Origin of the sequence: Flavobacterium sp. Root901 (assembly GCF_001429765.1) — a bacterium.
GTDB lineage: Bacteria > Bacteroidota > Bacteroidia > Flavobacteriales > Flavobacteriaceae > Flavobacterium.
The window spans coordinates 134,442-159,325 of record NZ_LMJB01000007.1 but is presented as its reverse complement, the minus strand read 5'-3'; the positions used below and the strand labels follow the sequence as shown (position 1 = coordinate 159,325).

Annotated in this window: 12 protein-coding genes; 10 read left to right on the top strand and 2 right to left on the bottom strand. The window is 36.3% G+C overall.

Annotated features, from left to right (window positions below):
* Positions 1-152: 152 nt before the first annotated feature.
* From ASE21_RS14100 to ASE21_RS14055, 10 genes are all read left to right on the top strand, one after another.
* The gene (locus ASE21_RS14100) at positions 153-2,603 is read left to right on the top strand and encodes a glycosyl hydrolase family 95 catalytic domain-containing protein (RefSeq protein ID WP_057123327.1); all 2,451 of its coding nucleotides are present in this window, start codon (positions 153-155) and stop codon (positions 2,601-2,603) included.
* 148 nt (positions 2,604-2,751) lie between these two features.
* Complete coding sequence (locus tag ASE21_RS14095) at positions 2,752-4,323, top strand: MGH1-like glycoside hydrolase domain-containing protein (RefSeq protein WP_242410275.1); 1,572 nt, start codon at positions 2,752-2,754, stop codon at positions 4,321-4,323.
* Between the two features lie 401 nt (positions 4,324-4,724).
* Complete coding sequence (locus ASE21_RS14090) at positions 4,725-7,475, top strand: glycoside hydrolase family 78 protein (protein ID WP_057123325.1); 2,751 nt, start codon at positions 4,725-4,727, stop codon at positions 7,473-7,475.
* A 142-nt stretch (positions 7,476-7,617) separates the two neighbouring features.
* A complete protein-coding gene (locus ASE21_RS14085; RefSeq protein WP_057123591.1) occupies positions 7,618-8,763 on the top strand; it encodes a sialidase family protein in 1,146 nt (381 codons plus the stop codon).
* Between the two features lie 156 nt (positions 8,764-8,919).
* A complete protein-coding gene (locus ASE21_RS14080; RefSeq protein WP_057123324.1) occupies positions 8,920-9,807 on the top strand; it encodes a sugar phosphate isomerase/epimerase family protein in 888 nt (295 codons plus the stop codon).
* Between the two features lie 243 nt (positions 9,808-10,050).
* Entirely contained in the window at positions 10,051-12,780 is a 2,730-nt protein-coding gene (locus ASE21_RS14075; RefSeq protein WP_057123323.1) for a glycoside hydrolase family 20 zincin-like fold domain-containing protein, read from the top strand.
* A gap of 234 nt (positions 12,781-13,014) precedes the next feature.
* Entirely contained in the window at positions 13,015-16,530 is a 3,516-nt protein-coding gene (locus tag ASE21_RS14070; protein ID WP_057123322.1) for a malectin domain-containing carbohydrate-binding protein, read from the top strand.
* A gap of 172 nt (positions 16,531-16,702) precedes the next feature.
* Positions 16,703-19,126, top strand: a complete 2,424-nt coding sequence (locus ASE21_RS14065) for a sugar-binding domain-containing protein (RefSeq protein ID WP_057123321.1) — start codon at positions 16,703-16,705, stop codon at positions 19,124-19,126.
* A 139-nt stretch (positions 19,127-19,265) separates the two neighbouring features.
* Positions 19,266-20,036 (top strand): hypothetical protein, encoded by a 771-nt coding sequence (locus ASE21_RS14060; protein WP_057123320.1) that lies wholly within the window; start codon positions 19,266-19,268, stop codon positions 20,034-20,036.
* Between the two features lie 111 nt (positions 20,037-20,147).
* Positions 20,148-21,536, top strand: a complete 1,389-nt coding sequence (locus ASE21_RS14055; protein ID WP_057123319.1) for a glycine-rich domain-containing protein — start codon at positions 20,148-20,150, stop codon at positions 21,534-21,536.
* A gap of 74 nt (positions 21,537-21,610) precedes the next feature.
* On the opposite strand, the gene ASE21_RS14050 is transcribed toward ASE21_RS14055, so the two are convergent.
* The gene (locus tag ASE21_RS14050) at positions 21,611-22,588 is read right to left on the bottom strand and encodes an FAD:protein FMN transferase (RefSeq protein ID WP_410503568.1); all 978 of its coding nucleotides are present in this window, start codon (positions 22,586-22,588) and stop codon (positions 21,611-21,613) included.
* A gap of 4 nt (positions 22,589-22,592) precedes the next feature.
* Positions 22,593-24,776 carry a PepSY domain-containing protein gene (locus tag ASE21_RS14045; protein WP_057123317.1) on the bottom strand — a complete coding sequence of 728 codons (2,184 nt, stop codon included), beginning with the start codon at positions 24,774-24,776 and terminating at the stop codon, positions 22,593-22,595.
* Positions 24,777-24,884 lie beyond the last annotated feature (108 nt).

Below are 24,884 nucleotides of genomic sequence, written 5' to 3'. Positions count from 1 at the left end.
AAATTTACTCTCGCAGATTTGGCAGATTTAGGAGATAAAAAATCCTTCTAATCATTTTAATTTGTGGCAAAAATAAATTAGAGAATTGAAATAAAAATTAAAAAAAAATTAGTGTCCATTCGTGTAATTTGTGGCAAAAAAAATATATTAACATGAATTTAAAAACTAAAATAACAGCAATCTGTCTTGGAATTTTTTCGCTTACAGCAACAGCGCAAAACGACCTGAAATTATGGTACGATAAACCAGCCTCAATCTGGAACGAAGCTTTGCCATTAGGCAACGGACGTTTGGGTGCGATGGTCTTCGGCGACCCGGCTGTAGAGCGTTTACAATTGAATGAAGAAACCATTTGGGCGGGATCTCCAAACAGTAATGCACATTCAAAATCAATCAAAGCTCTTCCGATCGTTCGCAGATTAATCTTTGAAGGAAAATTTGATGAAGCACAGGATTTGGCTACGCAGGATATCATGTCGCAGACCAATGACGGAATGCCGTATCAGACTTTTGGGAGCGTTTATATTTCGTTTCCGGGACATCAGAAATATTCGAATTATTATAGGGATTTAGATATTAGTAACGCTTCCGCGAAAGTAAAGTACACGATTAACGGAGTTGAATTTACACGCGAAATCATAACCGCATTTTCAGATCAGGTCATTGCGGTAAAACTTTCCGCCAGCAAGCCAGGACAAATTACGTGCAATGTTTTTATGAACAGCCCGATTGATAAAACGTTAGCTTCGACAGAAGGAAACCAAATTATACTTTCTGGATTAGGGACAAATTTTGAAAATGTAAAAGGAAAAGTAAAATTTCAGGGCAGACTTACGGCTAAAAATAAAGGAGGAGAAATTAGTGCCAGCAACGGCGTTTTAAGTATTGACAAAGCCGATGAAGTGACTTTATACATTTCAATTGCGACCAATTTTAAAAACTATCAGGACATTTCGGGTGATGAAATTGCGAAAAGTAAATTGTATTTAGAACAGGCTTTACCAAAAAGTTTTGATGAAATAAAAACGGCACATACAGCATATTACCAAAAATTCTTCAACAGAGTTGCTTTGGATTTAGGAACAAATGAAAATACGAAAAAACCAACCAATGAAAGAATCCGCGATTTCTCCAAACAGTTTGATCCGGAATTAGCTTCGTTATATTTTCAGTTTGGACGTTATTTATTGATTTCAAGTTCACAACCGGGCGGACAGCCAGCAAACTTACAAGGAATCTGGAACGATATGGTAACACCGCCGTGGGACAGTAAATACACAACAAACATTAATGCCGAAATGAATTACTGGCCGGCGCAGGTGACGAATCTGCAGGAAATGCACGAACCGTTTTTGCAAATGGCAAAAGAATTAAGTGTGACAGGTGCAGAAACAGCTAAAATGATGTACAATGCAAATGGTTGGGTTTTACATCACAACACCGATATCTGGCGTGTAACCGCTCCGGTAGATTCTGCTGCATCTGGAATGTGGCCAACGGGTGGTGCCTGGATTTGTCAGGATTTATGGGAAAGATATTTATATACTGGTGATAAAAAATATTTAGAAGAAATTTATCCGATTATGAAAGGTGCTGCCGATTTCTTTTTGGAATTCATGATCATCGATCCAAATACGGGATATTTGGTGGTGGTGCCTTCAAGTTCTCCAGAAAATACGCATGCAGGCGGAACTGGAAAAGCAACTATTGCATCAGGAACGACAATGGATAATCAGTTGATTTTTGATTTGTTTACGCATGTTATTGAAGCTTCGAAATTGGTTTCTCCAGATGCCGTTTATACGAAAAAAGTAAGCGATGCTTTATCTAAAATGCCTCCAATGAAAATAGGACAATACAATCAGCTGCAGGAATGGCAGGACGATTGGGATAATCCTAAAGACAACCACAGACACGTTTCTCATTTGTACGGCTTGTACCCGAGTAATCAGATTTCGCCAACAAAAACACCGGAATTATTTGAAGCAGCCAAACAATCGTTGATTTACAGAACAGACGAATCTACAGGCTGGTCAATGGGATGGAAAGTGAATTTATGGGCCAGATTATTAGACGGAAATCACGCTTATAAACTGATTCAGGACCAGTTGCATTTGGTAACGGCAGATCAGAGAAAAGGAGGAGGAACTTACCCGAATATGTTAGATGCGCATCAGCCGTTTCAGATTGATGGAAACTTTGGCTGTACAGCCGGGATTGCTGAAATGCTAATGCAGAGTCAGGAAGATGCGATTCAGTTATTGCCCGCTTTACCAACCGTTTGGAAAGATGGAAGCATTGAAGGTTTGGTTGCCAGAGGCGGTTTTGTGATTGATATGACCTGGAAAAACAATAAAGTTTCGACTTTAAAAATTTATTCGAAAATTGGAGGAAACTGCCGTTTGAAAGTAGAAAATACTTTGAGCGGTTCTTCGATCAAAAAAGCAAAAGGTAAAAATGCAAATCCGTTGTTTTATGATGTGGAAGTAAAAAAACCGATTATTTCTGATAAAGCTAAACTGGAAAAAGTGGTTTTACCGAATTATAATATTTACGATGTGAATATGAAAGCAGGGCAGACGTATACTTTTACGGGGAAATAAAGATTAAATAAACTCCATATTTGTCATTTCGACGAAGGAGAAATCTCCGTTAGAAGCTCGACAAAGATTGGCGATTCACTTTTACGGAGTTACTCATGAAGATTTCTCCTTCGTCGAAATGACAAGATTGTGTAGAAAAATAAAATAAATGATGTTAACAAATCTCAAACATAAAATAATAACCCTCTCAATTATAATTGCCAGTTTAAACAGCAGTTGTAAATCGGGTGCGAATATTTCAAACAAAGGGAAATCGGTTGTTTTAAAAGAAGAAAAATTCAAACATTATGTTGATTATTTCAACACGATGGAAGATGAAAATTTAAAATTTGCGATTCCGAATGACAGTGCGTGGAGCTGGATGGAAAAGAATATTCCGTTGTTTGAGTGTCCACAGCAGAATTTTGAGGAAATCTATTATTTCAGATGGTGGAGTGTTCGTAAACATATCAAAAATACACCGCAGGGATTTGCGATTACGGAGTTTTTGGTGGATCGTTCGTATGCCGATAAATACAATATGATCAGCTGTGCTTTGGGACATCATATCAATGAATTTCGCTGGGTTCATGATCCGAAATATATTGAACAGGATGTTAAAATCTGGTACCGAGGCAATGAAGGGAAACCGATGAACAAATTGTATAAATTCAGCAGTTGGACGGCCGATGCTTTGTACAATCGTTATTTGGTGAATAAAGATGAGAAATTCTTACTGGATTTGTATCCAGACATGGTTACGGATTATGCGGTTTGGGAAAAAGACCGTCAGCGCAAGGATGGTTTATTTTGGCAGCATGATGTAAAAGATGGAATGGAAGAGTCCTTAAGCGGCGGGCGAAAAGTGCAAAATGCAAGACCAACGATCAACAGTTATATGTACGGAAATGCTGTAGCGATTTCTAAAATGGCCGAGATGAAAGGCGATAAAGAAACAGAAGCAAAATTTAAAGCCAAAGCGGATGTTTTACAGCAATTAGTGGAAACGAAATTGTGGAATAAGAAAAGTGAGTTCTTTGAAACTTTTACAGAAAAAGATACTTTAGCGCAGGTTCGAGAAGCGATCGGATTTATTCCGTGGTATTTTAATCTGCCTGAGAAAAGTAAAGGGTTTGAAAAAGCCTGGGAACAAGTGAAAGATGAAAAAGGATTTTCGGCACCATTTGGATTAACAACGGCAGAAAGAAGAAGTCTGCGTTTTAGAACACACGGAACCGGAACCTGCGAGTGGGACGGCGCGATCTGGCCTTTTGCGACTTCACAGACCTTGACGGCAATGGCCAATGTTTTGAACAATTACAATCAGGATTTTGTAGAGAAACCAGATTATTTTAAACAATTGGAATTGTACGTTCAATCGCAGTATTATAGAGGAAAGCCTTATCTTGGAGAATATCTGGACGAAACTACTGGTTATTGGTTAATGGGCGACAGGGAAAGAAGCCGTTATTACAATCATTCAACTTTCAATGATCTAGTGATTACCGGTTTAGTTGGTTTACGCCCGAGAGCGGACGAAAAGATTGAAGTAAATCCGTTGATTCCTCAGGAAAAATGGGATTGGTTTTGTCTGGATAATGTTTTGTATCACGGCAACATAATTACAATTCTTTGGGATAAAACGGGAGAAAAATATAAAAAAGGAAAAGGTTTCAGAGTCTTTAAAAACGGAAAAGAAATTGCGTTTTCTGAGAAATTGGAGCGTGTGATTTCGGAGTAGATACTAATATTTGCAATCCAATTTGTCATTTCGACGAAGGAGAAATCTTAGCGAGAAGCTCGACAGAGTTTAAATTATTGTTATGGAGTAATCTAGATATTTTGATGTTTAAACCTGACAGGTTTTTAAAACCTGTCAGGTTTAATGCGCAACGATAACCGACCAGTTTGTCATTTCGACGGAGGAGAAATCTCCGTAAGAAACTCTACAAAGTTGCTCAAGCATGACGAGCTACTCGCGGAGATTTCTCCTCCGTCGAAATGACACAAAATGAGAATCAATATACTCTAGCAGATTTGGCAAATTAAGCAGATAAAAAATCCATTTTTAATCTGAGAAATCTGTGGCAGAAAAAAAATCTCCGGAATCAGCAAAATCTGCGAGAAAAAATAAACAATACCATGAAAAAGTTTTTTTTACATTTTACCCTAATCATCTCACTTTTTACCCTTTCGGCGAAAGCCCAGGACAAAATCACAGTAACCGATTTAAAGTGCGAAATGCTGACGAATCCGGAAGGAATTGACGTTTTACAGCCAAGACTGAGCTGGAAAATAAAAGCGGAGGTAAACGATGTAAAACAAATAGCATATCAAATTATTGCGTCTTCGAGTCTAGAAAAATTAAATACCGGAAATGGAGATTTATGGAACAGCGGAAAAGTACAAAGTGATGCTTCTGTAAATGTAGTTTATAACGGAAAAAAACTGGAAAACCGACAAGATGTTTTCTGGAAAGTAACCATTTTCACGAATAAACGTGAAATCCAATCCAAAGAAAATGCACATTTTAGTATCGGGATTTTAACTTATGCCGACTGGAAATCGACACGCTGGATTGGTTATGAAAAAGTTTCTCCCGGAGATAGTATTTCGCAGTATTCCAGATTGTCCGCGCGTTATCTTCGAAAAGAAATCAACCTAAAAAAGAAAGTCAAAAATGCGAAAGTCTATATTATGGGAATGGGCTTGTATGAGTTGTATATTAACGGAAATAAAATTGGCGATCAGGTTTTAGCGCCGGTTCCGACAGATTATACGAAGAATGTAAAATACAATGTTTTTGATGTGACTTCGCAGTTGCAGGAAGGCAAAAACATGCTGGGAACAATTTTAGGAAACGGGCGTTTTTTTACCATGCGACAGGATTATAAGCCTTATAAAATTAAAACTTTTGGTTACCCGAAAATGGCTTTACAGTTATTTGTAGAATATACTGATGGAAGCAAAGACGTGATTAGAACCGATGATACCTGGAAAATTACAACTGACGGACCAATTTTATCCAACAACGAATACGACGGAGAAGAATACGACGCCCGCAAAGAAATGAAATACTGGAATACGACCAATTTTGATGATAAAAAATGGTTTTCGGCAGAATATGTGCAGGAACCAGGCGGATTTTACGAAGGTCAGATGTCGGCGAATATGAAAGTGAAACGCAAAGTAAAACCCATTTCGATCAAACAGACGCCAAAAGGAACGTATATCTTAGATATGGGACAGAATATGGTAGGCTGGTTGCAATTGAAAGTTAAAGGGAATAAAGGTGAAAAAATCACAATGAAATTTGCAGAATCACTTCAGCCTGACGGATCATTATATATTGCCAATTTACGCGATGCAAAAACTACTGATATTTATACTTTAAAAGGCGAAGGCGAAGAAATTTGGGAACCTCGTTTTATTTTCCACGGATTTAGATTTGTGGAGATTTCAGGATTTACCACAAAACCGACAATAGAAAATTTTGTTGGGAAAGTCGTTTACGACGACATTCAGACCACAGGAACTTTTGATTCTTCGAATCCAATCATGAATCAGATTTTTAAAAATGCATGGTGGGGAATCAGCGGAAATTATAAAGGAATGCCAATTGACTGTCCGCAAAGAAACGAGCGTCAGCCGTGGTTGGGAGACAGAACAACCGGCGCTTATGGCGAAAGTTTCTTGTTTGACAATCAGACTTTATATGCAAAATGGCTGGACGATATCAAATATTCACAAACCATAGATGGCGGTCTTCCGGATGTTGCACCGGCTTTCTGGCGTTATTACGGAGACAATGTAACCTGGCCGGGAACGTATATCACGGTTGCCGATATGTTGTATAATCAGTTTGGAGACGCAAAAGTCGTTGTAAAACAATATCCAAATATGAAAAAGTGGATGGATTATATGGAAGAAAATTATCTTTCTAATGATTTGATGTATAAAGATAAATACGGCGATTGGTGTGTTCCGCCAGAATCATTGGAATTAATTCGTTCGAAAGATCCTGCTCGTTTAACGGATGGGGAATTGATTTCGAGTGCTTTTTATTATCAGCTTTTGACTATCATGAAGAAATTTGCCGTTGTTGCGAATCAGCAAAATGATATAAAGCATTATGATGAATTGGCTTTAAGAATCAAGAAAGCATTCAATGCCAAATATTTAAATGCAGATAAAAACAGTTACGCCAATAATACCGTTACCGCTAATTTATTGCCATTAACTTTCGGAATGGTTCCGGACGGACTTGAAACGAAAATATTTGAAAATTTAGTACATCAGGTAGAAGTTGTAAAAAATGGGCATATAAGCACAGGTGTTATCGGAACGCAATTTTTAATGCGGACGTTAACCAATTTTGGCCGCGGTGATCTGGCATTCAAATTAGCATCCAATAAAACCTATCCGAGCTGGGGTTATATGGTAGAAAATGGCGCCACCACAATCTGGGAACTTTGGAACGGAAATACCGCAGATCCTGTTATGAACTCGCAAAACCATGTGATGCTATTAGGAGATTTATTGATTTGGTATTACGAAAATATGGCGGGAATTAAAAGCAATCCTGAAACTCCGGGCTTCAAACAAATCATTATGAAACCAGATTTTAATGCTGGATTGACCTATGTAAATGCTTCTTACGAATCTATTTATGGAACTATAAAAAGTGACTGGAAGAAAGGTAAAAAAGCCTTAAATTGGAATGTTTCAATTCCGGCAAATACATCAGCAATTGTTTATCTTCCGACAGAAAATGCAGCTAACGTTACCATTAATAATCAAAAACTAAATAAAACTTCAAATGCATTTAAAACAGAAAAAGGTAATCTTGTACTTACACTTTCGTCAGGTTCTTATATTTTAAATGTTAAATAATCCGCTTTTCAGTTAATTCGGGACAGTACAGGATAGATCTTTAAAATTTTAGTGTCATTTTTACACTTAACTAATAATTTTGTGCAAAAAAATATTGAGAATGCATTTAATGTCCAAAATTGTAATTCAAAATAAAACTGGAATGAAGATTTTAAAAGTAACGTTTATCCTGTTTGGTTTAATTCTTTTAGGAAGCTGTAAATCGGCTTTAGAAAAAAAGACCTGGAAAGAAGGCATTTTAGGAGATCAGTTTATCTATGATAAAGCGCCTTATCCTTCTTGCCATGCCGTAACAATTTTAGAAGCAACCAATGGCGATCTTGTAGCTTCCTGGTTTGGAGGAACGCACGAAAGACATCCGGACGTTTGTATTTATGTTGCAATCAAACCCAAAGGAAGCGATAAATGGAACGAAGGTGTAAAAGTAGCTGACGGCGTTATGAAAGATGGACCGAGATTACCAACATGGAATCCGGTTTTATATCAAATCCCCGGTGGCGATTTAATGCTTTTCTACAAAATCGGACCAAAACCATCAGAATGGTGGGGCATGATCAGAAAATCTTCTGACGGTGGAAAAACATGGTCTGAAGCAGAAAAAATGCCAGACGGGTTTTTAGGACCAATCAAAAATAAACCTGTTTTATTAAGAAACGGAACTCTTTTATGTCCGTCAAGTATCGAAGGCGATGGTTGGAGACTTCGTATGGAATCTACTCCCGATTTCGGAAAAACATGGGTAATGGGTGATACGCTTCCGAGAGGAAAAGAGAAAATCAATGCGATTCAGCCAAGTATTTTATTCCACAAAGATGGAAGTATTCAGGCGATCGGGAGAACCAGAAACCGCGCTATTTTTAGTACTTTTTCAAAAGATAACGGCAAAACATGGTCGGATGTAGAATTAATCGGACTTCCAAATAACAACTCAGGAACAGATGCCGTTACACTTAAAGACGGCAGACATTTATTAGTTTATAATCACGTCCTGCCTCCGGGAAAAGAAGCAAAAGGTCCAAGAACGCCGTTGAATGTTTCGGTTTCTAAAGACGGAATTCACTGGAACGCTGCTTTAGTTTTAGAAGATTCAAAAATCAGCCAGTATTCTTATCCATCTATGATTCAAAGTTCAGACGGAATGGTACATATTGTATATACCTGGAGAAGAGAAAAACTGAAATATGTAAAAATCGATCCAAGTAAACTGGTGGCACTTCCAATCAAAAACGGAATCTGGCCAGGCGAAGAAGGAAAAGTAGTGACAGCTGTAAAAGTGGAAGAAGAGTAAAAATATAATGCCACAGATTAAAGGATTTTCACTGATTAAAAAATCTGTTAGATCTGCCAAATCTGCGTGAAAAAATTTACTCTCGCAGATTTAGCAGATTATGGAGATAAAAAAAATCCTTTTTAATCTTTTAATCTGTGGCAAAAAAAATACCCAATGATATATAAAAAACATTTATTAGTTGCCATGCTGGTTGTTTTGTCAACAACATTCAACAGTTGTGCAACGGCTCAGGCATCAAAAAACAAACAGCAATACAAAGTGGCGGTTTGTGACTGGATGATTTTAAAAAGACAAAAATTAGGTGCTTTCGGATTAGCATCTGAAATAAAAGCAGACGGAATCGAACTTGATATGGGCGGTTTAGGAAAGCGACCAACCTTTGACAGCAAACTAGGCGATCCTGTAGAAAGACAAAAATTCTTAGATAAATCCAAAGCAGTAAATGTTGGCATCAGTTCTATCGCAATGTCTGGTTTTTATGCACAGTCTTTTGCCAAAAGAGAAACCATCGAACCAATGATTAACGATTGCGTGGAAGCAATGAAAAACATGAAAGTGAAAGTCGCGTATTTACCATTAGGAACAGAAAGCGATTTGACCAAAAATCCGGAACTGCGTCCAATCGTAATTGAAAGATTAAAATGGGCCGGAAAACAAGTCGGTAAAATTGGCGGAGTAATCGCAATTGAAACTTCATTAAATGCCACAGACGAGAAAAAACTTTTAGAAGAAATCGGTTCAAAATACATTAAAAGTTCGTTCAATTTTGCGAATGCAGTTGATAATGGAAGAGATATTTCAGCTGAATTAAAAATTTTAGGAAAAAAACATTTAGCACAGATTCACGCTTCAAATACCGATAAATTTTGGTTAGAAAACGATCCTGCGATCGATATGCCAAAAATCAAACAAACGCTGGACGAAATGAAATGGAGCGGATGGCTGATTGTTGAACGTTCAAGAGATGTAACACAAGTTCATAATGTAAAAGCCAATTACGGAGCAAATGTGGCTTATTTGAAAAAGATTTTTCAGAATTAAAAAATAAAATTATTTGCCACAGATTAAAAGGATTAAAAGGATTTTTAATCTGTGAAAATCTTTTAATCTGTGGCAAAAAAAAGATTCTCATTTTTTGTCATCCCGAGGAACGAGAAATCTCCGCGAGAAGCTCGTCAAAGATTGTCGATTTAGTTTTCTGGAGTTACTTGCGGAGATTTCTCCTTCGTCGAAATGACAAACTGGATGAAAAATATTGATTGCCAAGAATAAAACCAAAATACAATGAAATACCTAAGTTTACTTTTTTTATGTTGTTATGTCACTTTCGCGACAGCGCAGAATGTCACAATTGTTAGTGATGCCTCTTCGCCGAGAGCCAAATTTGGAGCAGAAAAATTAGCCGAAACCTTGACTTCAAAAGGTTTTAAAGTTGCTTCTGCCGACAAACTAAAAAGCTCAAAAGACAAAGTAATAGTTATTGGAGAAAAAGGAACCGATTTTTGGAAACAAAACTCCAAAAACGCCAAAATCGACGATAGTAAATTAAGTAAAAAAGAAGGTTTTCAAATCCGCACTCAAAAAAATATAATTTATATTGAAGGAGCAGATGCAACAGGAACTTTGTATGGTGCTTTAGAACTCGTAGACCGTATTAAAACTTCAGGCGCACTTCCGTCAGCAATCAATATCGAAGACAGTCCGGAAATGGTTTTGCGTGGCACTTGTATCGGAATGCAGAAACCGGTTTATCTTCCGGGACGTGATGTTTACGAATATCCATACACACCAGAAACTTTTCCGTGGTTTTACGATAAAGCGTTATGGATTAAGTATTTGGATATGCTGGTGGAAAACCGCATGAACTCTTTGTATTTATGGAACGGACATCCGTTTGCTTCTTTGGTAAAATTAAAAGAATATCAGTTTGCAGTCGAAGTTAGCGACGAAGATTTCAAAAAGAACGAAGAAATCTATAAATTCTTAACTGTCGAAGCCAACAAAAGAGGAATCTGGGTAATTCAGATGTTTTACAATATTATCGTTTCTAAGCCTTTTGCAGAACATTACAATATTAAAACTCAGGATCGTTCGCGACCAATTACGCCTTTATTGTCTGATTATACCAGAAAATCTATTGCAGCATTTATCGAAAAATATCCAAATGTTGGGTTAATGATTTGTTTGGGAGAAGCCATCAATACTGTAGACGACGACGTAGAATGGTTTACCAAAACGATTATTCCGGGCGTTCGCGATGGTTTACAGGCATTAGGAAAAACAGAAGAACCGCCGATTATTTTGCGTTCGCACGATACAGACGGACCTTTGGTGATGGAAAAATCGCTTCCATTATACAAAAATTTATATACCGAAAGTAAATATACAGGAGAATCGTTAACGACTTACACGCCGGGCGGACCTTGGGGGGAAACGCACAAACAATTAAGTGCTTTAAAATCAATTCATATTGAGAACGTTCACATTTTAGCCAACTTAGAGCCTTTCAGATACGGTTCACCAGATTTTATCCAAAAAACCGTAAAAGCAATGCACAGCGTTCACGGAGCCAATGCTTTACACTTATATCCACAGGCATCGTATTGGGATTGGCCATATTCTGCCGATAAAACCAAAACTGGCGAGCGTTTGCTAGAAATGGATCGCGACTGGATTTGGTACAAAGCTTGGGCAAGATATGCGTGGGACAGCAAAAGAGATCGAAACGAAGAAGTTAAATTCTGGGATAATGACTTAGCTGCAAAATACGGAACTGATACAGAATCAGCAAACAACATCTTAAAAGCCTATGAAGAAACAGGCGAAATCGCTCCTAAAACCTTAAGACGTTTCGGAATTACAGAAGGAAATCGTCAAACCTTATTATTAGGAATGTTCGAAAGCCAGTTGGTAAATCCGTCAAAATGGAGAGTTTATCCGGGATTCCACGAATCTTGCGGACCTGCGGGCGAATTGCTTTTAGAATATGCCAAAAAAGAATGGAACAAAGAACCGCATTCTGGCGAACTTCCAACGCAGATTATTACCGAAATTACAGAACACGGAAGACTGGCTGTTGAAGCCATCGACAAAGCCGAAGCCGGCGTAACCAAAGACAAAGAAGAATTTGCTCGCCTTAAAAACGATATTCATGCCTATAAAGCTTTTGCTGATTTCTTTTCAGAAAAAGTAAAAGCGGCCTTATTGGTTTTGCGTTATAGTTACTCCAACGACATTGCCGATTTAGACAAAGTTTTGCCTCATTTAGAAAAAAGCATCGAATATTACGAATTATTGGTAAAACTGACAAAAGATACCTATTATTATGCAAACAGTATGCAGACCGCGCAACGTCGAATCCCAATTGGAGGAGACGACGGAAACAATAAAACCTGGGCTGAATTATTACCGCATTACGAGCGTGAATTGGCTAATTTCAAGAGAAATTTAGAAAAGCTGAAATCGTCTAAAGATGGTAAAATCGAAACCAAAGAAGGGAAACCATGGAAAACGGCAGATGTAACTTTCATCGACGAAAAACCGGGAACTTATTTAGTCAAAACCGGAACAAAAGTTTACGGAACAGATATTTCTGAGTTAATCAAAATTGCTCCTGAACTGCAAAACCTAAAAGGATTCTCATTCGCAGAAAACGGTCAGAACGAAAAAGGAACACATTTGAAGTTTAGAAACACAAAAGCGGTTAAATTAGTAGTCGGATATTTCAATTCAGATCAGAAACGATTTTTATTACCGCCAAGTTTAGAAACCGATGCCTCAGGAAATTCACAAGGTCAGGCCGAAGTAATTTTGGCAAGCGCCATCAATTTAAAAGAGTTGCCACGTGTAAACATTCATACCTACACGTTCCAGCCAGGCGAAAACAAACTCGATTTAGGAAAAGGAAAAGTATTAATTTTAGGTTTCATCGACGCAGATCAAAATATAACACCGCGTGATGTTGGGTACATCGATGCGGGAGAAAAAGGCGCTGTAGACTGGTTGTTTTATTAATAAAGATAATTTGGGCGTGCCCCTCCGGGTCGGGCTGTACGTTCCCGCTTTTTTTGAGGCAAAGAAAAATTGCCTCAAAAAAGAGCTCCACTGCCATCCCTCACGCGAACAGACCTACAAGAACGTTTCGTCTCCTGCAAGGTTTCTAAAACCTTGTAGGTGTTTTAGTTAAACGTTGCGAAATTCAGACCTACAAGGTTTTGGAAACCTTGCAGGACGAAATAAGGTAAAAATATGAACAGAATAGTTTTTTTTATTTTTTGTTTTTTCTCAGGTTTTTGCACTGTTTGGAGTCAGGGCAAAAGTTCAGTACGTAAAGAAATTTCGCTGAATTCATCTTGGGAGACCGTAATGCTGGATAATCTTCCGCTGAAAGAAGAAGATTTTGTAGAAAATCCAAAAACTGATTCCAATTGGCAAAAGGTAAGTGTGCCTCACAATTGGGATCAGTATTATGGTTTCAGAAGAACAAAACATGGAAATTTACACGGTACAGCCTGGTACAAAAAAACTTTAAAACTTGATAAATCTGCGGTTGCTAAAAAACTCTTCCTTTTTTTTGAAGGCGTAAGTTCGTATGCAGATGTTTGGGTAAACGGTAAAAAAGTAGGTCAGCACAAAGGCGGAAGAACGACTTTTACCTTAGAAATTACCAACGCAGTTTCTTTCGATAAAGAAAATCAGATTTTAGTAAAAGCCTCGCATCCCTCTTTTATTGCCGATCTTCCGTGGGTTTGCGGTGGCTGTTCGGGCGAATGGGGATTCTCAGAAGGTTCACAGCCAATGGGGATTTTCAGACCTGTTTCTTTAGTCATTACAAACGATGTCAGAATAGAGCCTTTTGGCGTTCATATTTGGAATGATAAATCGGTTTCTAAACAGAAAGCAATTCTTCATACTACAACAGAAATCAAAAATTACGGATCTTTAGACCGAAATGTAACCATTGAAAATATTCTTTTTGATGCTTCAGGAAAGAAAGTTGTGATCAAAAAAACAGACATCAAAAACGTTTCAGGAGAAACAAAAGAAATAACACAAACACTTCCGGAAATTGAAAATCCGAAATTATGGTCGCCATCCAATCCGTATTTATATAAACTGGTAACTTCAGTTTATGAGAACGGAAAAATAATTGATCAGCTAACAACGCCTTACGGAATCCGTTGGGTGAGCTGGCCGGTGAGTCGTGACGGAAAAGACAATCGTTTTTTTATTAATGATGAACCAGTTTTTATAAATGGTGTCTGCGAATATGAGCATCAGATTGGGAATAGTCACGCGTTTTCAGACGAACAAATTCATGCCAGAATTGAACAAATTAAAACGGCTGGATTTAATGCTTTTAGAGAAGCACATCAACCTCATAATTTATTATATCAGGCAGCATTAGATGAAAACGGAATCTTATTCTGGAGTCAGTTTTCGGCACATATATGGTACGACACACCTGAATTCAAAGAAAATTTCAAAACCCTTTTACGCGAGTGGATTAAAGAACGCAGAAACAGTCCTTCAGTTGTAATGTGGGGATTACAGAATGAAAGTACAATTCCGGCAGCATTTGCCGAAGAATGCACTAAAATCATTCGTGAAATGGATCCGTTATCCGATAAACAGAGAATTGTAACAACTTGCAACGGAGGAGAAGGAACAGACTGGAACGTCGTGCAAAACTGGTCTGGAACCTATGGCGGAGATCCGTTAAAGTATCATTTAGAAATGACAACGCAATTATTAAACGGCGAATATGGTGCGTGGCGTTCGGCAGATTTACATACCGAGGGCGAATTTGACCAAAAAGGAACGTTGAGCGAAAACCGTTTTTCTCAATTAATGGAAATTAAAGTCCGCGAGGCCGAATCGGTTCGTGATAAAATTGCGGGACAATTCAACTGGCTTTTTGCTTCGCATGAAAATCCGGGACGCGTACAAAACGGGGAAGGATTTAGAGATATAGACAAAGTCGGACCCGTAAATTACAAAGGACTTTTTACCATTTGGGGCGAACCGCTGGATGCGTATTATATGTACCGCGCCAATTATGTTTCGAACAAAACTAATCCGATGGTATATATCGTTTCGCATACCTGGCCAAGTCGTTGGGAAAGTGCAGGAATCAAAAACGGAATCGATATTTACTCGAATTGTGACGAAGTCGAATTGTTTAATGATGTCAATAAAATGTCATTAGGAAAACTAAAAAATCCGGGAATTGGCAAGCATTTTCAGTTTAATAATGTAAACGTTCAATACAATGTTTTATTTGCCGTTGGTTACGTAAACGGAAAAGCAGTTGCCAAAGATTATATTGTTTTGAATACTCTTCCGAAAGCGCCGAATTTAGAAGCTTTAACGCCAAATAAAACCGATATTCTAAAAGCAAAAAGTGGTTTAAATTACATTTACAGAGTAAATTGCGGTGGTTCAGAATTTACAGATAGCAACGGAAATACTTGGTTAACCGATACACACAAAAGCGGGAAAAATACGTGGGGTTCTTTATCGTGGACAGATAATTTTGAAAAACTTCCTGACTTTTTTGCCAGCCAAAGAAGCAGTTTTGATCCCGTAAACGGAACAAAAGACCAAACTTTATTTCAGACTTTCAGATACGGAGTAGATAAATTAAGTTATGAATTTCCTGCACCGGATGGAGAATATGTAATTGAATTGTATTTCACAGAACCGTGGTATGGAACAGGCGGCGGTATGGATTGCAAAGGCTGGCGTTTGTTTGATGTGGCAGTTAACGATAATGTGGTTTTAAAAGATTTCGATATTTGGGCGGAAGCGGGACACGATAATGCTTTAAAGAAAACCTTGAAAGTAAAAAGTGTTGGAGGGAAAATTAAAATTTCGTTTCCAAATGTAAAAGTCGGACAAGCGATTATTTCGGCAATTGCTATCGCGACAAAAGATTATCACGCAAGACCTGCTGAGGAATCGGCTAGAAATATTCAAAATGTAAGTTTAGATTCCAGAGATTTTAAAATTGCTTCGTGGCTGGATATCAATTCAAAACAATTCGTAAACTCAGAAATTCAATTTACCAAATTACCTTCTGAAGTTTTTGGTGCTGATTTCATTCAGTTTTCAACAGATTCGAAAAGTTCAGGTTCGTTTACAGCAAAAGAAGAATCGAATATTTATTTTTTAGTTGATAATAAAATTAAATCTTTAAACTTGCTTTCGGATTATAAAAAAATAGAAGAAAAAGCAAAAAACATTGCTGGAACTACTTTTGAGGTTTTTACTAAAAAAGTAAAAAAAGGCGAGAAAGTTGCTTTTGATAATTCAGAAACAACAACTTCGATCGCAGTCGTTCCAACGTACGATATGGGCGAAAAAGACGATTCTAGACCTGTCGTAATCATCGAAGCAGAAAAAACAAAAACAACCGGAGAAGGAATAGAAAAGGGCAATTTCAAAAAAGCTGATTATGTCGAATTTACGAAGAAAACGAATAACAGCATTGAGTTTGAAGTAAAACCCGGAGTTGCCGGAATTTATTTAATGCGTTTCCGTTTTATGAACCGAAATGAAACGCCATTAAAAGTAAAATTCAAAATGGAAGATGCGTACGGAATTTTAATGCGAAACGATGCGATTGAATTCTTTCCTTCATCAGAAAAATGGAAGGTTTTAAACACAACATCAGGAGGTTATATCAACGCGGGAACTTATAAAATCACTTTGGAAGGAGATGATTTGAAAGGGTTGTTGATCGATAATTTTGAGTTTCAATAAAAAAAATAATCTCCCAAAGACGCAGAGTCGCAAAGATTTTCATTGTAGAGACGCACCGCAGTGCGTCTACGTTCCAAATGTCATACTGTATGTTAGACGCACTGCAGTGCGTCTCTACGGAAACGTTCGGAATTAATTTGTGAAAGAATTTAGATTAGATAAAAACATATTTATGATTAAGCATAAAAACATTTTTCAAAAAATTTCAATTGTAGCAATTGCATTATTTTCTACAATAATTTTTGCCCAAAAACAAGTCAGAATTGTAGAAGATTTTAATAAAAACTGGAACTTCAAACTAGGTGATTACCCAGAAGCTATAAATGCAAATTACAATGCATCAGACTGGAGAGTGCTTCAATTACCGCACGACTGGAGTATCGAATTGCCTTTTGATAAAGACAGTAAAACCAAACAAGCGCAAGGCTTTTTACCTGCCGGAAAAGGCTGGTACCGCAAACTATTTACGATTCCTGCGAACTGGAAAAACAAAACGGTTTCTATTGAATTTGACGGTGTTTTTAAGAATAGCGAAGTTTTCATCAATGGAAAATCATTAGGAATACGTCCGAACGGATATATTTCTTTTGGATATGATTTAACGCCCTATTTGAATTTTGGAAAGTCGAATATTATTGCCGTAAAGGTCGATAATGATGCCCAGCCAAATTCACGCTGGTACACCGGTTCTGGTATTTACAGAAACGTTCGATTAGTAGCAAGCGAAAAACTGCATGTAGGGAAGTGGGGCACTTTTGTTACAACTCCGGAAGTTTCAGCAGAAAAATCAAAAGTAAATGTGGAAGTTACGATTGATAATAATAATAGTTCTGCAAAAGAGTTTAAACTGGTTACTTCAATTGTAAATGCTGATAATAAAGAAGTTGCAACTTTCACTTCAACAGAAAAAATTGGCGCTAAAACTTCTGAGAAAAAAGTTCACAATCTGGAAATAAAACAGCCAAAATTATGGAATACTGAGAATCCGTATTTGTATAAAGTGGTTACAAAAGTGTACGAGAAATCGAAATTGGTGGACAATTACGAAACTCCTTTAGGATTCCGTTATTTCAATTTTGATGCTGAAAAAGGATTTTCTTTAAATGGTGTTCCGACAAAAATATTAGGAGTTTGTCTGCATCATGATAATGGTGCTTTGGGTGCAGTTGAAAATATTCACGCTGTTCACAGAAAACTCACTTTGATGAAAGAAATGGGTGTGAATGCGATCAGGATGTCTCATAATCCGCATTCTTTGGAAATGATGCAATTGTGCGACGAAATGGGTTTCATTGTTCAGGACGAAGCTTTTGATGTCTGGAAAAAGAAAAAAGTAACCAACGATTACCACAAAGACTGGGATGCGTGGCACAAACAGGATTTAGAAGATTTTATAAAAAGAGACCGTAATCATCCATCGGTTATAATGTGGAGTATTGGTAACGAAATCCGTGAGCAATTCGATTCAACCGGAATTGCAATTACGAGAGAATTGGCTAAAATCGTAAAATCTTTAGATACAACCCGTCCCGTAACTTCCGCTTTGACGGAAAATGTAATTGAGAAAAACTTTATTTACCAATCGGGCGCTTTGGATCTTTTGGGATTCAATTACAAACATGAAGATTATAAAGATTTTCCAACGAAATTTAAAGGACAAAAAATACTGGCATCAGAAAGTGTTTCGGCTTTGGAAACGCGCGGACATTATGATGCTCCGGATGGAATTAAAGCGTGGCCAACAAAACATGGCGCTCCGTTTGACGGAAATGTAGACTGGACCGTTTCGGCTTACGATCAGGTGAAATCGTATTGGGGTGCAACGCACGAAGAAAACTGGAAAACGATCAAGAAACAGGATTTTATGGCGGGAACTTTTATCTGGACTGGTTTCGATTATATCGGTGAACCAGATCCGTACCCATATCCGGCAAGAAGTTCGTATTTCGGTATTGTCGATTTGGCCGGACTTCCAAAAGATGTGTATTATATGTACCAAAGCGAATGGTCGAAGAAAGACGTTTTGTATATTTTCCCGCATTGGAACTGGAAAAAAGATCAGGAAGTAGAGGTTTGGGCGTATTACAATAATGCAGATGAAGTGGAATTATTCTTAAACGGAAAATCTCTCGGAAAAAAATCAAAACAAAATGATGATTTACACATTTCATGGAAAGTGAAATTCGAACTGGGAACTTTAAAAGCCGTTTCCAGAAAGGATGGAAAAGTAGTTTTAGAAAAGGAAATCAAAACGGCTGGAGAAGCTTCAAAAATTGATTTGAAAGCCGATAAAACCACAATTAAAAACGATACATATGATTTGGTTTATGTAACCGTTTCATTAGTTGACAAAGACGGAAATATGCTTCCAAACGCAATGGATTTAATTAATTTTGAAGTTTCCGGCGGAGGAAAATTGGTTGGCGTTGATAATGGTTATCAGGCGAATCTGGATTCATTTAAAGCGAATTCCTGTAAATTGTTTAATGGAAAATGTATTGCGATTATTCAGTCGAATGGGAAGAAAGAGAAAATTCAGTTGAAAGCTACGACTGCTAATTTGCCAGCTTCAACAATTGAAGTTAAAGTAAATTAATTCGTTGACTAACCCTAAAATAATCGATACAGATTATTAAACAAAAAACTTCATTATTTCTAATGGAGTTTTTTGTTTAATAATAAACTTTTTAATGTATTCTTTTTTATAACTTTCGCATAAATAAAAAAGATTGACAATGAGAAAAATTTTATGTTTTGCAATTTTTTTACTATTCATTTCATGCACAAATAAGGCAGAAACTCCAAAGGGAAATTCATTCAGTCTTAAAGAAGTTGATATAGCAATTATCTATTCAAAAAAACTTAATAATTTTCCGTGTTTATTGTATAACGCAACAGATACTATTAAAAAACACGAAGAAATTGGTATTGTATTTAAATTTGATGTAAAATATAATCCGCAAAACAATTCTTCAAATTGTGGTTGTGTAATTGAACCTGGTCTTGGAGGTACAAATGACAGTATAAAAAGTCTTAAAATTTTGTTTAAAAAAGGTAAGACCGAAATGGATGTTACTAAAATACTATTTAATAAAGAAGAATCAATTCTATTAAATCCCTTTGAAAAATTTGATAAAAGATTATTTGATAAAAATGATTTTAGCTGTATTTGTTTTGATGAAAAGAAAAAAGAATATATTGAATATTTAAACAAAAATTATTTAGGAGGAAGGGTTTTTCGAAAAGTGAATCCAAAAAATGTCCCTATTTTTAAAAATCCTGACGAGTTTGTTACTTGGTTCAATAACATTGATAATCAAGAATTTGAAGTTGGATTCTCAAATAAAAATATAACTTCTGGAAATAAATTTTTAATCACAAACTTTTCATTTTGGTTTCCAAATGGGTTTTTCAAGGTGTTAAAAAATTATAATGAAATAAAAATTGAAGTTGAATTAGATAATGGTTTAATATTAGAAAAAAGTAGAATATTGAAAATGGTTTAATTTTTTGTAAAGATGTTTTTTGTGAAAGAAATAATGCTATTTTAGCTCGAGATTAATCAAGAAGATTTTTAGATTTAACCTGGTTTTTATAACTAAAATATAAGTGATTTTATGAATAAAACACTTTGGGAAAAAGCTTTAGCATTTAGTTTTGATCAACCAAATGATCAATATGGATTTTCGACAAGACTTGCATTAAAAAATCATTGGACTGTTAATTTCACTCAAAGCGCCATAATTGAATATAAAAAATTTATGCTCCTGGCTGCGACCAATAACGAAATGGTTTCTCCTTCTGAAATTGTAGATATTGTCTGGCATGAACATCTTATTTTTACCAATTCATACACTGATTTCTGCAATGTATTAGGCAAAAGAATAGAGCATATTCCTTCTACTCATAACCGATCGGAGTTTGAAAAATTTCAAACAGCAAAAGAAAGGACTACAGGGCTTTATGAAATTAATTTTGGAAAACAGCCTGCTGAGATTTGGTATTATCAAAATGAATTATATTCTCTTCATCTTGAAAAGAGTAAATATGAAGCTTCAAAACTTAGAAAAAACTTTTTGAGATATACTATAATTATGTCTTTCCCAGTCTGCCTGATTATTTTTTCTCTTTTAATAAAAATTAAAAATCCGGACTTTCTAATAGGATACCTATTGTTGTTTGTTACAACAATTTTAATCCTGAAAATCTATGTTCATAAAAGCTTTACTTCTTTATATAATAAGATAAAATCAAATTCAATTCTGCGAAATCTGACACCGCTTGAGATGGTTTATTTTAAAGAAGATAAATTGCAAGTTGTAATTCATGGTGTAGTAAATAATTTGATAATGAGCCATAAAATCAAGGTTTTAGCGAATGACAGATTAGAACTAATCGATGATAATTTTGTTGAAAATCAATATGAGAATTGCATTATCGAAATCATGAGAGATTTTGATCCAATGCCTTACCAGCAATTATGCAAAACTGCTATTCAGAAGCCAGTATTTGAGCAGATTGAAAAAGCGACTTACAGAATAAGGAACAGAATAATAAATTCTAAAGAATTTACTCGTGTTATAATGACGGTAATGATTGTTTTGGGATTTTTATTAAGTATTGGTTTCAGTAGGTTTATAACAGGAATTTGGAGAGGAAAACCAGTGCTGTTTTTACTAATAGCGATTGTTCCTTTAGTTTTAATTTCACGTTATTATTTAAATCAGGTCTTGAATTTAATGTTTGTCAACATTATTCCTTCTTCGGTCAAAGTGGAAATTCTGGATAAAGGCGAAAATAAAAGAGCGTGGGAATGGGATTATTTTTTATATGGAAATCTATTATTAGTAAACTCATTTATTCCATTAACAAATTACCAAACCAGTTCATCTTCTTGGAATAATTTTGTGAGATCAGATTCAAGCGGGATATCATGCGGCTCTTCAGGTGGCGGTTCATGTGGAAGTTCTTGCGGTTCTTCTTGTGGAGGCTGCGGCGGAGATTAGTTTTTTGTGAGCCATAAGATTTCAGTTAATCAAAATTTAACTGAAAATTATATCACTTACCTGTTTTTTACTTTTTACAAATTATAAGAGAAATTTTTAGATTTAATGACTTTTCCTTTGTCTGTAATCATAACACAGCTGTAATCAGGAAATTTTTGAAGTAAAATCAAGCTTTCTTTTTGACCTAAAACCATCATTGAAGTGCTTAGTCCGTTTGCGGTTTCGGCGTTGGGTCCAAAAATGGTAACGCTGCATAAACCAGTTGCAGGATATCCGGTTGCAGGATTTATAATATGTGAATATCGTTTTCCGTTAAAAACAACAAATTTTTCATAACTGCCGGATGTTGTTACTGCGCCTTCTTTTAAAGCAACCTTAGCCAAAAGTTTTTCAGGTTTAAACGGATTTGTAATCCCAATTTTCCAGTCTTGTCCATTTGGCTGTTTTCCCCACGTGCTCATATCTCCGGAGCCGTTTATAATTCCGGCTGGAATGCCTTTCTTAATCATCATAGCCCTGCACTTATCAGTTGCGTAACCTTCGCCTAAAGCTCCAAAACCAATTTTCATTCCTTTTAATTTTAAGAAAATTGTTGATTGAGCGCTGTCCAGAACAATGTTTTTATAGCCTACTTTTTCAACCGATTTTTGTATGGCTTCCGCCGAAGGCATTTCAGTCATCGATCCGTCAAACTTCCAGATTCTGTCCATGGCGGCAAAACTTATGTCGAATCCGCCGTTTGTTATTTCAGAAAATTTAATAGCTCTTTGCGTAAGCTCGAAAACTTCCCGGTCGACTTTTACGGGTTTAATTCCGGCATTTTGATTTACTTGTGAAACCTGCGAATCAGGTTTCCAGTCTGAAATTAGATTTTCAATACGTGTAATTTCGGCAATAACTTCATTGATATTTTCTTCGGCAGTTAACGAATCTTTTGCAGAAATGCTAATGTCAAAACGGCCTCCCATAAGCAGCGTTGTACGTTTTCGCAGTACCTGACCATCTGCTGTAAAACAACAAATAAGGATAAGTAGAAAGAATAATTTATTCATCATCCTAATAACAATCGGTTAATAACTGTCCATTTTTTTTATATTCTTCAAGATTTTTAATTTCGTTTTCGCGACATAGATTATTAAAAATAGCTTCAACATCTTTTTGCATCGCAAGTGAACCGCAAATCATGATAACGCCGCCTTGTTTTAGTAAGTTTACAAAAAATGCAGTATCTCTTTTTATCAAATCCATTACATAAATATGTTCTGCTTCGCGGGATAATGCAACATGAAAATTGTCCAGATGTTCTTTTTGAATCATAATTCCGGCAAACTTTTTATATGCTAAAAGAGTTGGGGTTATCATTCTGAATCCGCTGTAAAGATGAATTTCTTTCCTGCTTTTATTTTGTTCGATCATTCCTAAAAATGGCGCAATTCCGGTTCCGTTAGAAATAAAAGCAGCTTTTGGAGCTTTTGCAGGAAAATGAAAAGCTTTGTTATTGATGATTCTGGCCTTAATGGTATTTCCAATTTCTAAATTATTTAAAAATCCGGAACCTAATCCGTTGGGATGCAGTTTCACAACCAATTGTATGTTGCCGGAATGATTCCCGATAGAATAAAGTCGTTCTCTGGAATCGTTTGCAGGATAGACTGCCAGTAAATCGCCCGAAGCAAATTTAGTTCTGCTATTAGTGCCCAAAGTCAGTATAAAAGTATGTTCTGTGTCAGAAATAGGTGTTTTATCTAAAACGATTAATTTCTGTAAACCTTTCGGAATATGATTGTATATAGAAGGCGCAGCGGCTAACGGAATTTCAGCTTTGGAGCTCCACAACTTAACCCATTCTACAAATTCTACTGCCGATTTATCATTAACGGTTTTTAAATCTAAAAAACGTTCTGCCCAATTTTGAGTTTCTAAAAACTGATCAATTTCAACCGCAAATCCGCAGAAATCCGGATATGATTTTGAACCAAAGCCCACAACAGAAAATTTAACTTTCTGTTCCTGATTTTGCTTCTGTAAAAGCGCTTTAAATTTAGTTCCGTTAGATGGGGCATCTCCCAAACCGTGTGTCGAAGAAAAAACAATAATATGTTCCGCTTTCGGGTAAACCGAGAAACTGTTTAATTCGGCGATAAAAGCTTTTTTTCCGTGACTGGTTAATTGCTTCAAAATAGCATTGGCAAATCTAAAAGTGCTTCCATTTTCAGAACCCACTAAAAGAATGTAATGGCTTTCATCAGCTTTAAATTTATTTTTGATTCGGCTTGACCTTCTTTTTAAGGTAATGGCAAAACCGGAATAAATAAAGAATAGAATATTTATACACGCAATGGCTAAAATGATGGCCCAGATTCCGTTAATTCTTCCTGTATGAAGATCTAAACTTAAAGCAGATAATTGAGTTGTTACTGGCGAACGTTTTTCAGAAATCAATGTACCGTCTGCCTGATTTACCTCAATTTCACGATTTTTTAGTTCGATGATATAATATTCTTCAGGATCATCTGTAAAAGGAAATTCAATTTTTTTTACATCGGCTAAAAGTGTAGTTTTAAATACAGAAGTTTTTTTTGCTTCTGCCGAAAGTTCAGTTTTTACAGGTTTTGCTTTTTCTTCACCCCTAAAAAAGTTGAACCTTTCGAGTGATAAATACGTTCCTGTAAGGGCAATAATGAAAATTGGAATTAAAGCCAGCCGACCTAAAATAACATGATAATACTGGGCAAAATATTCTTTTATAACTTTCGAAAAGAAATTACGGATTCCCCTTTGTCTTTTTAAAACCAAAACAAAACCAGAAATCGAAATCAGCAATAAACAAAATGAAATTACACCAACAAAAAATCGTCCGGTTTCATGCAGGAAAAGGGAGCGGTGAAAACTTGTAACCCACTGAATAAATTCACTTTTCTTTTCTGGAGTTCCTAATTTTTTTCCGGTTTTCGGATCAATGTAAGCATTAATATCATTTCCATCGGCATCAATGGCCTGAAGCGTTACAAATTGATTGTAATCGACACTTAGTTCTGTAATTTCTGAATATTCTCTTTTTAATATGGGCAGCGTTTGGCCTAAAGTGATTTTGTCAAAATTTTCAGCGTTATAAGGCAGTGTTTTTTCCTGTGCTGCATCGACCGCCAGAATAATTCCGGTAACGGAAGCCAAAAGCAAAAATATCGATGAAAAAAGAGCCAAAGCCAGGTGAGCGTAACGCCAGAAAGAAAGAGTCATTGAATGTATTCTAGAAATGTATTAAAATGTTTAAAGCTTTGCCAAAGTAAAAAACTTTGACAAAGCTCGTATTTTAAGTTTAAGCAGAAAAATAAATTCGAGCTTGTA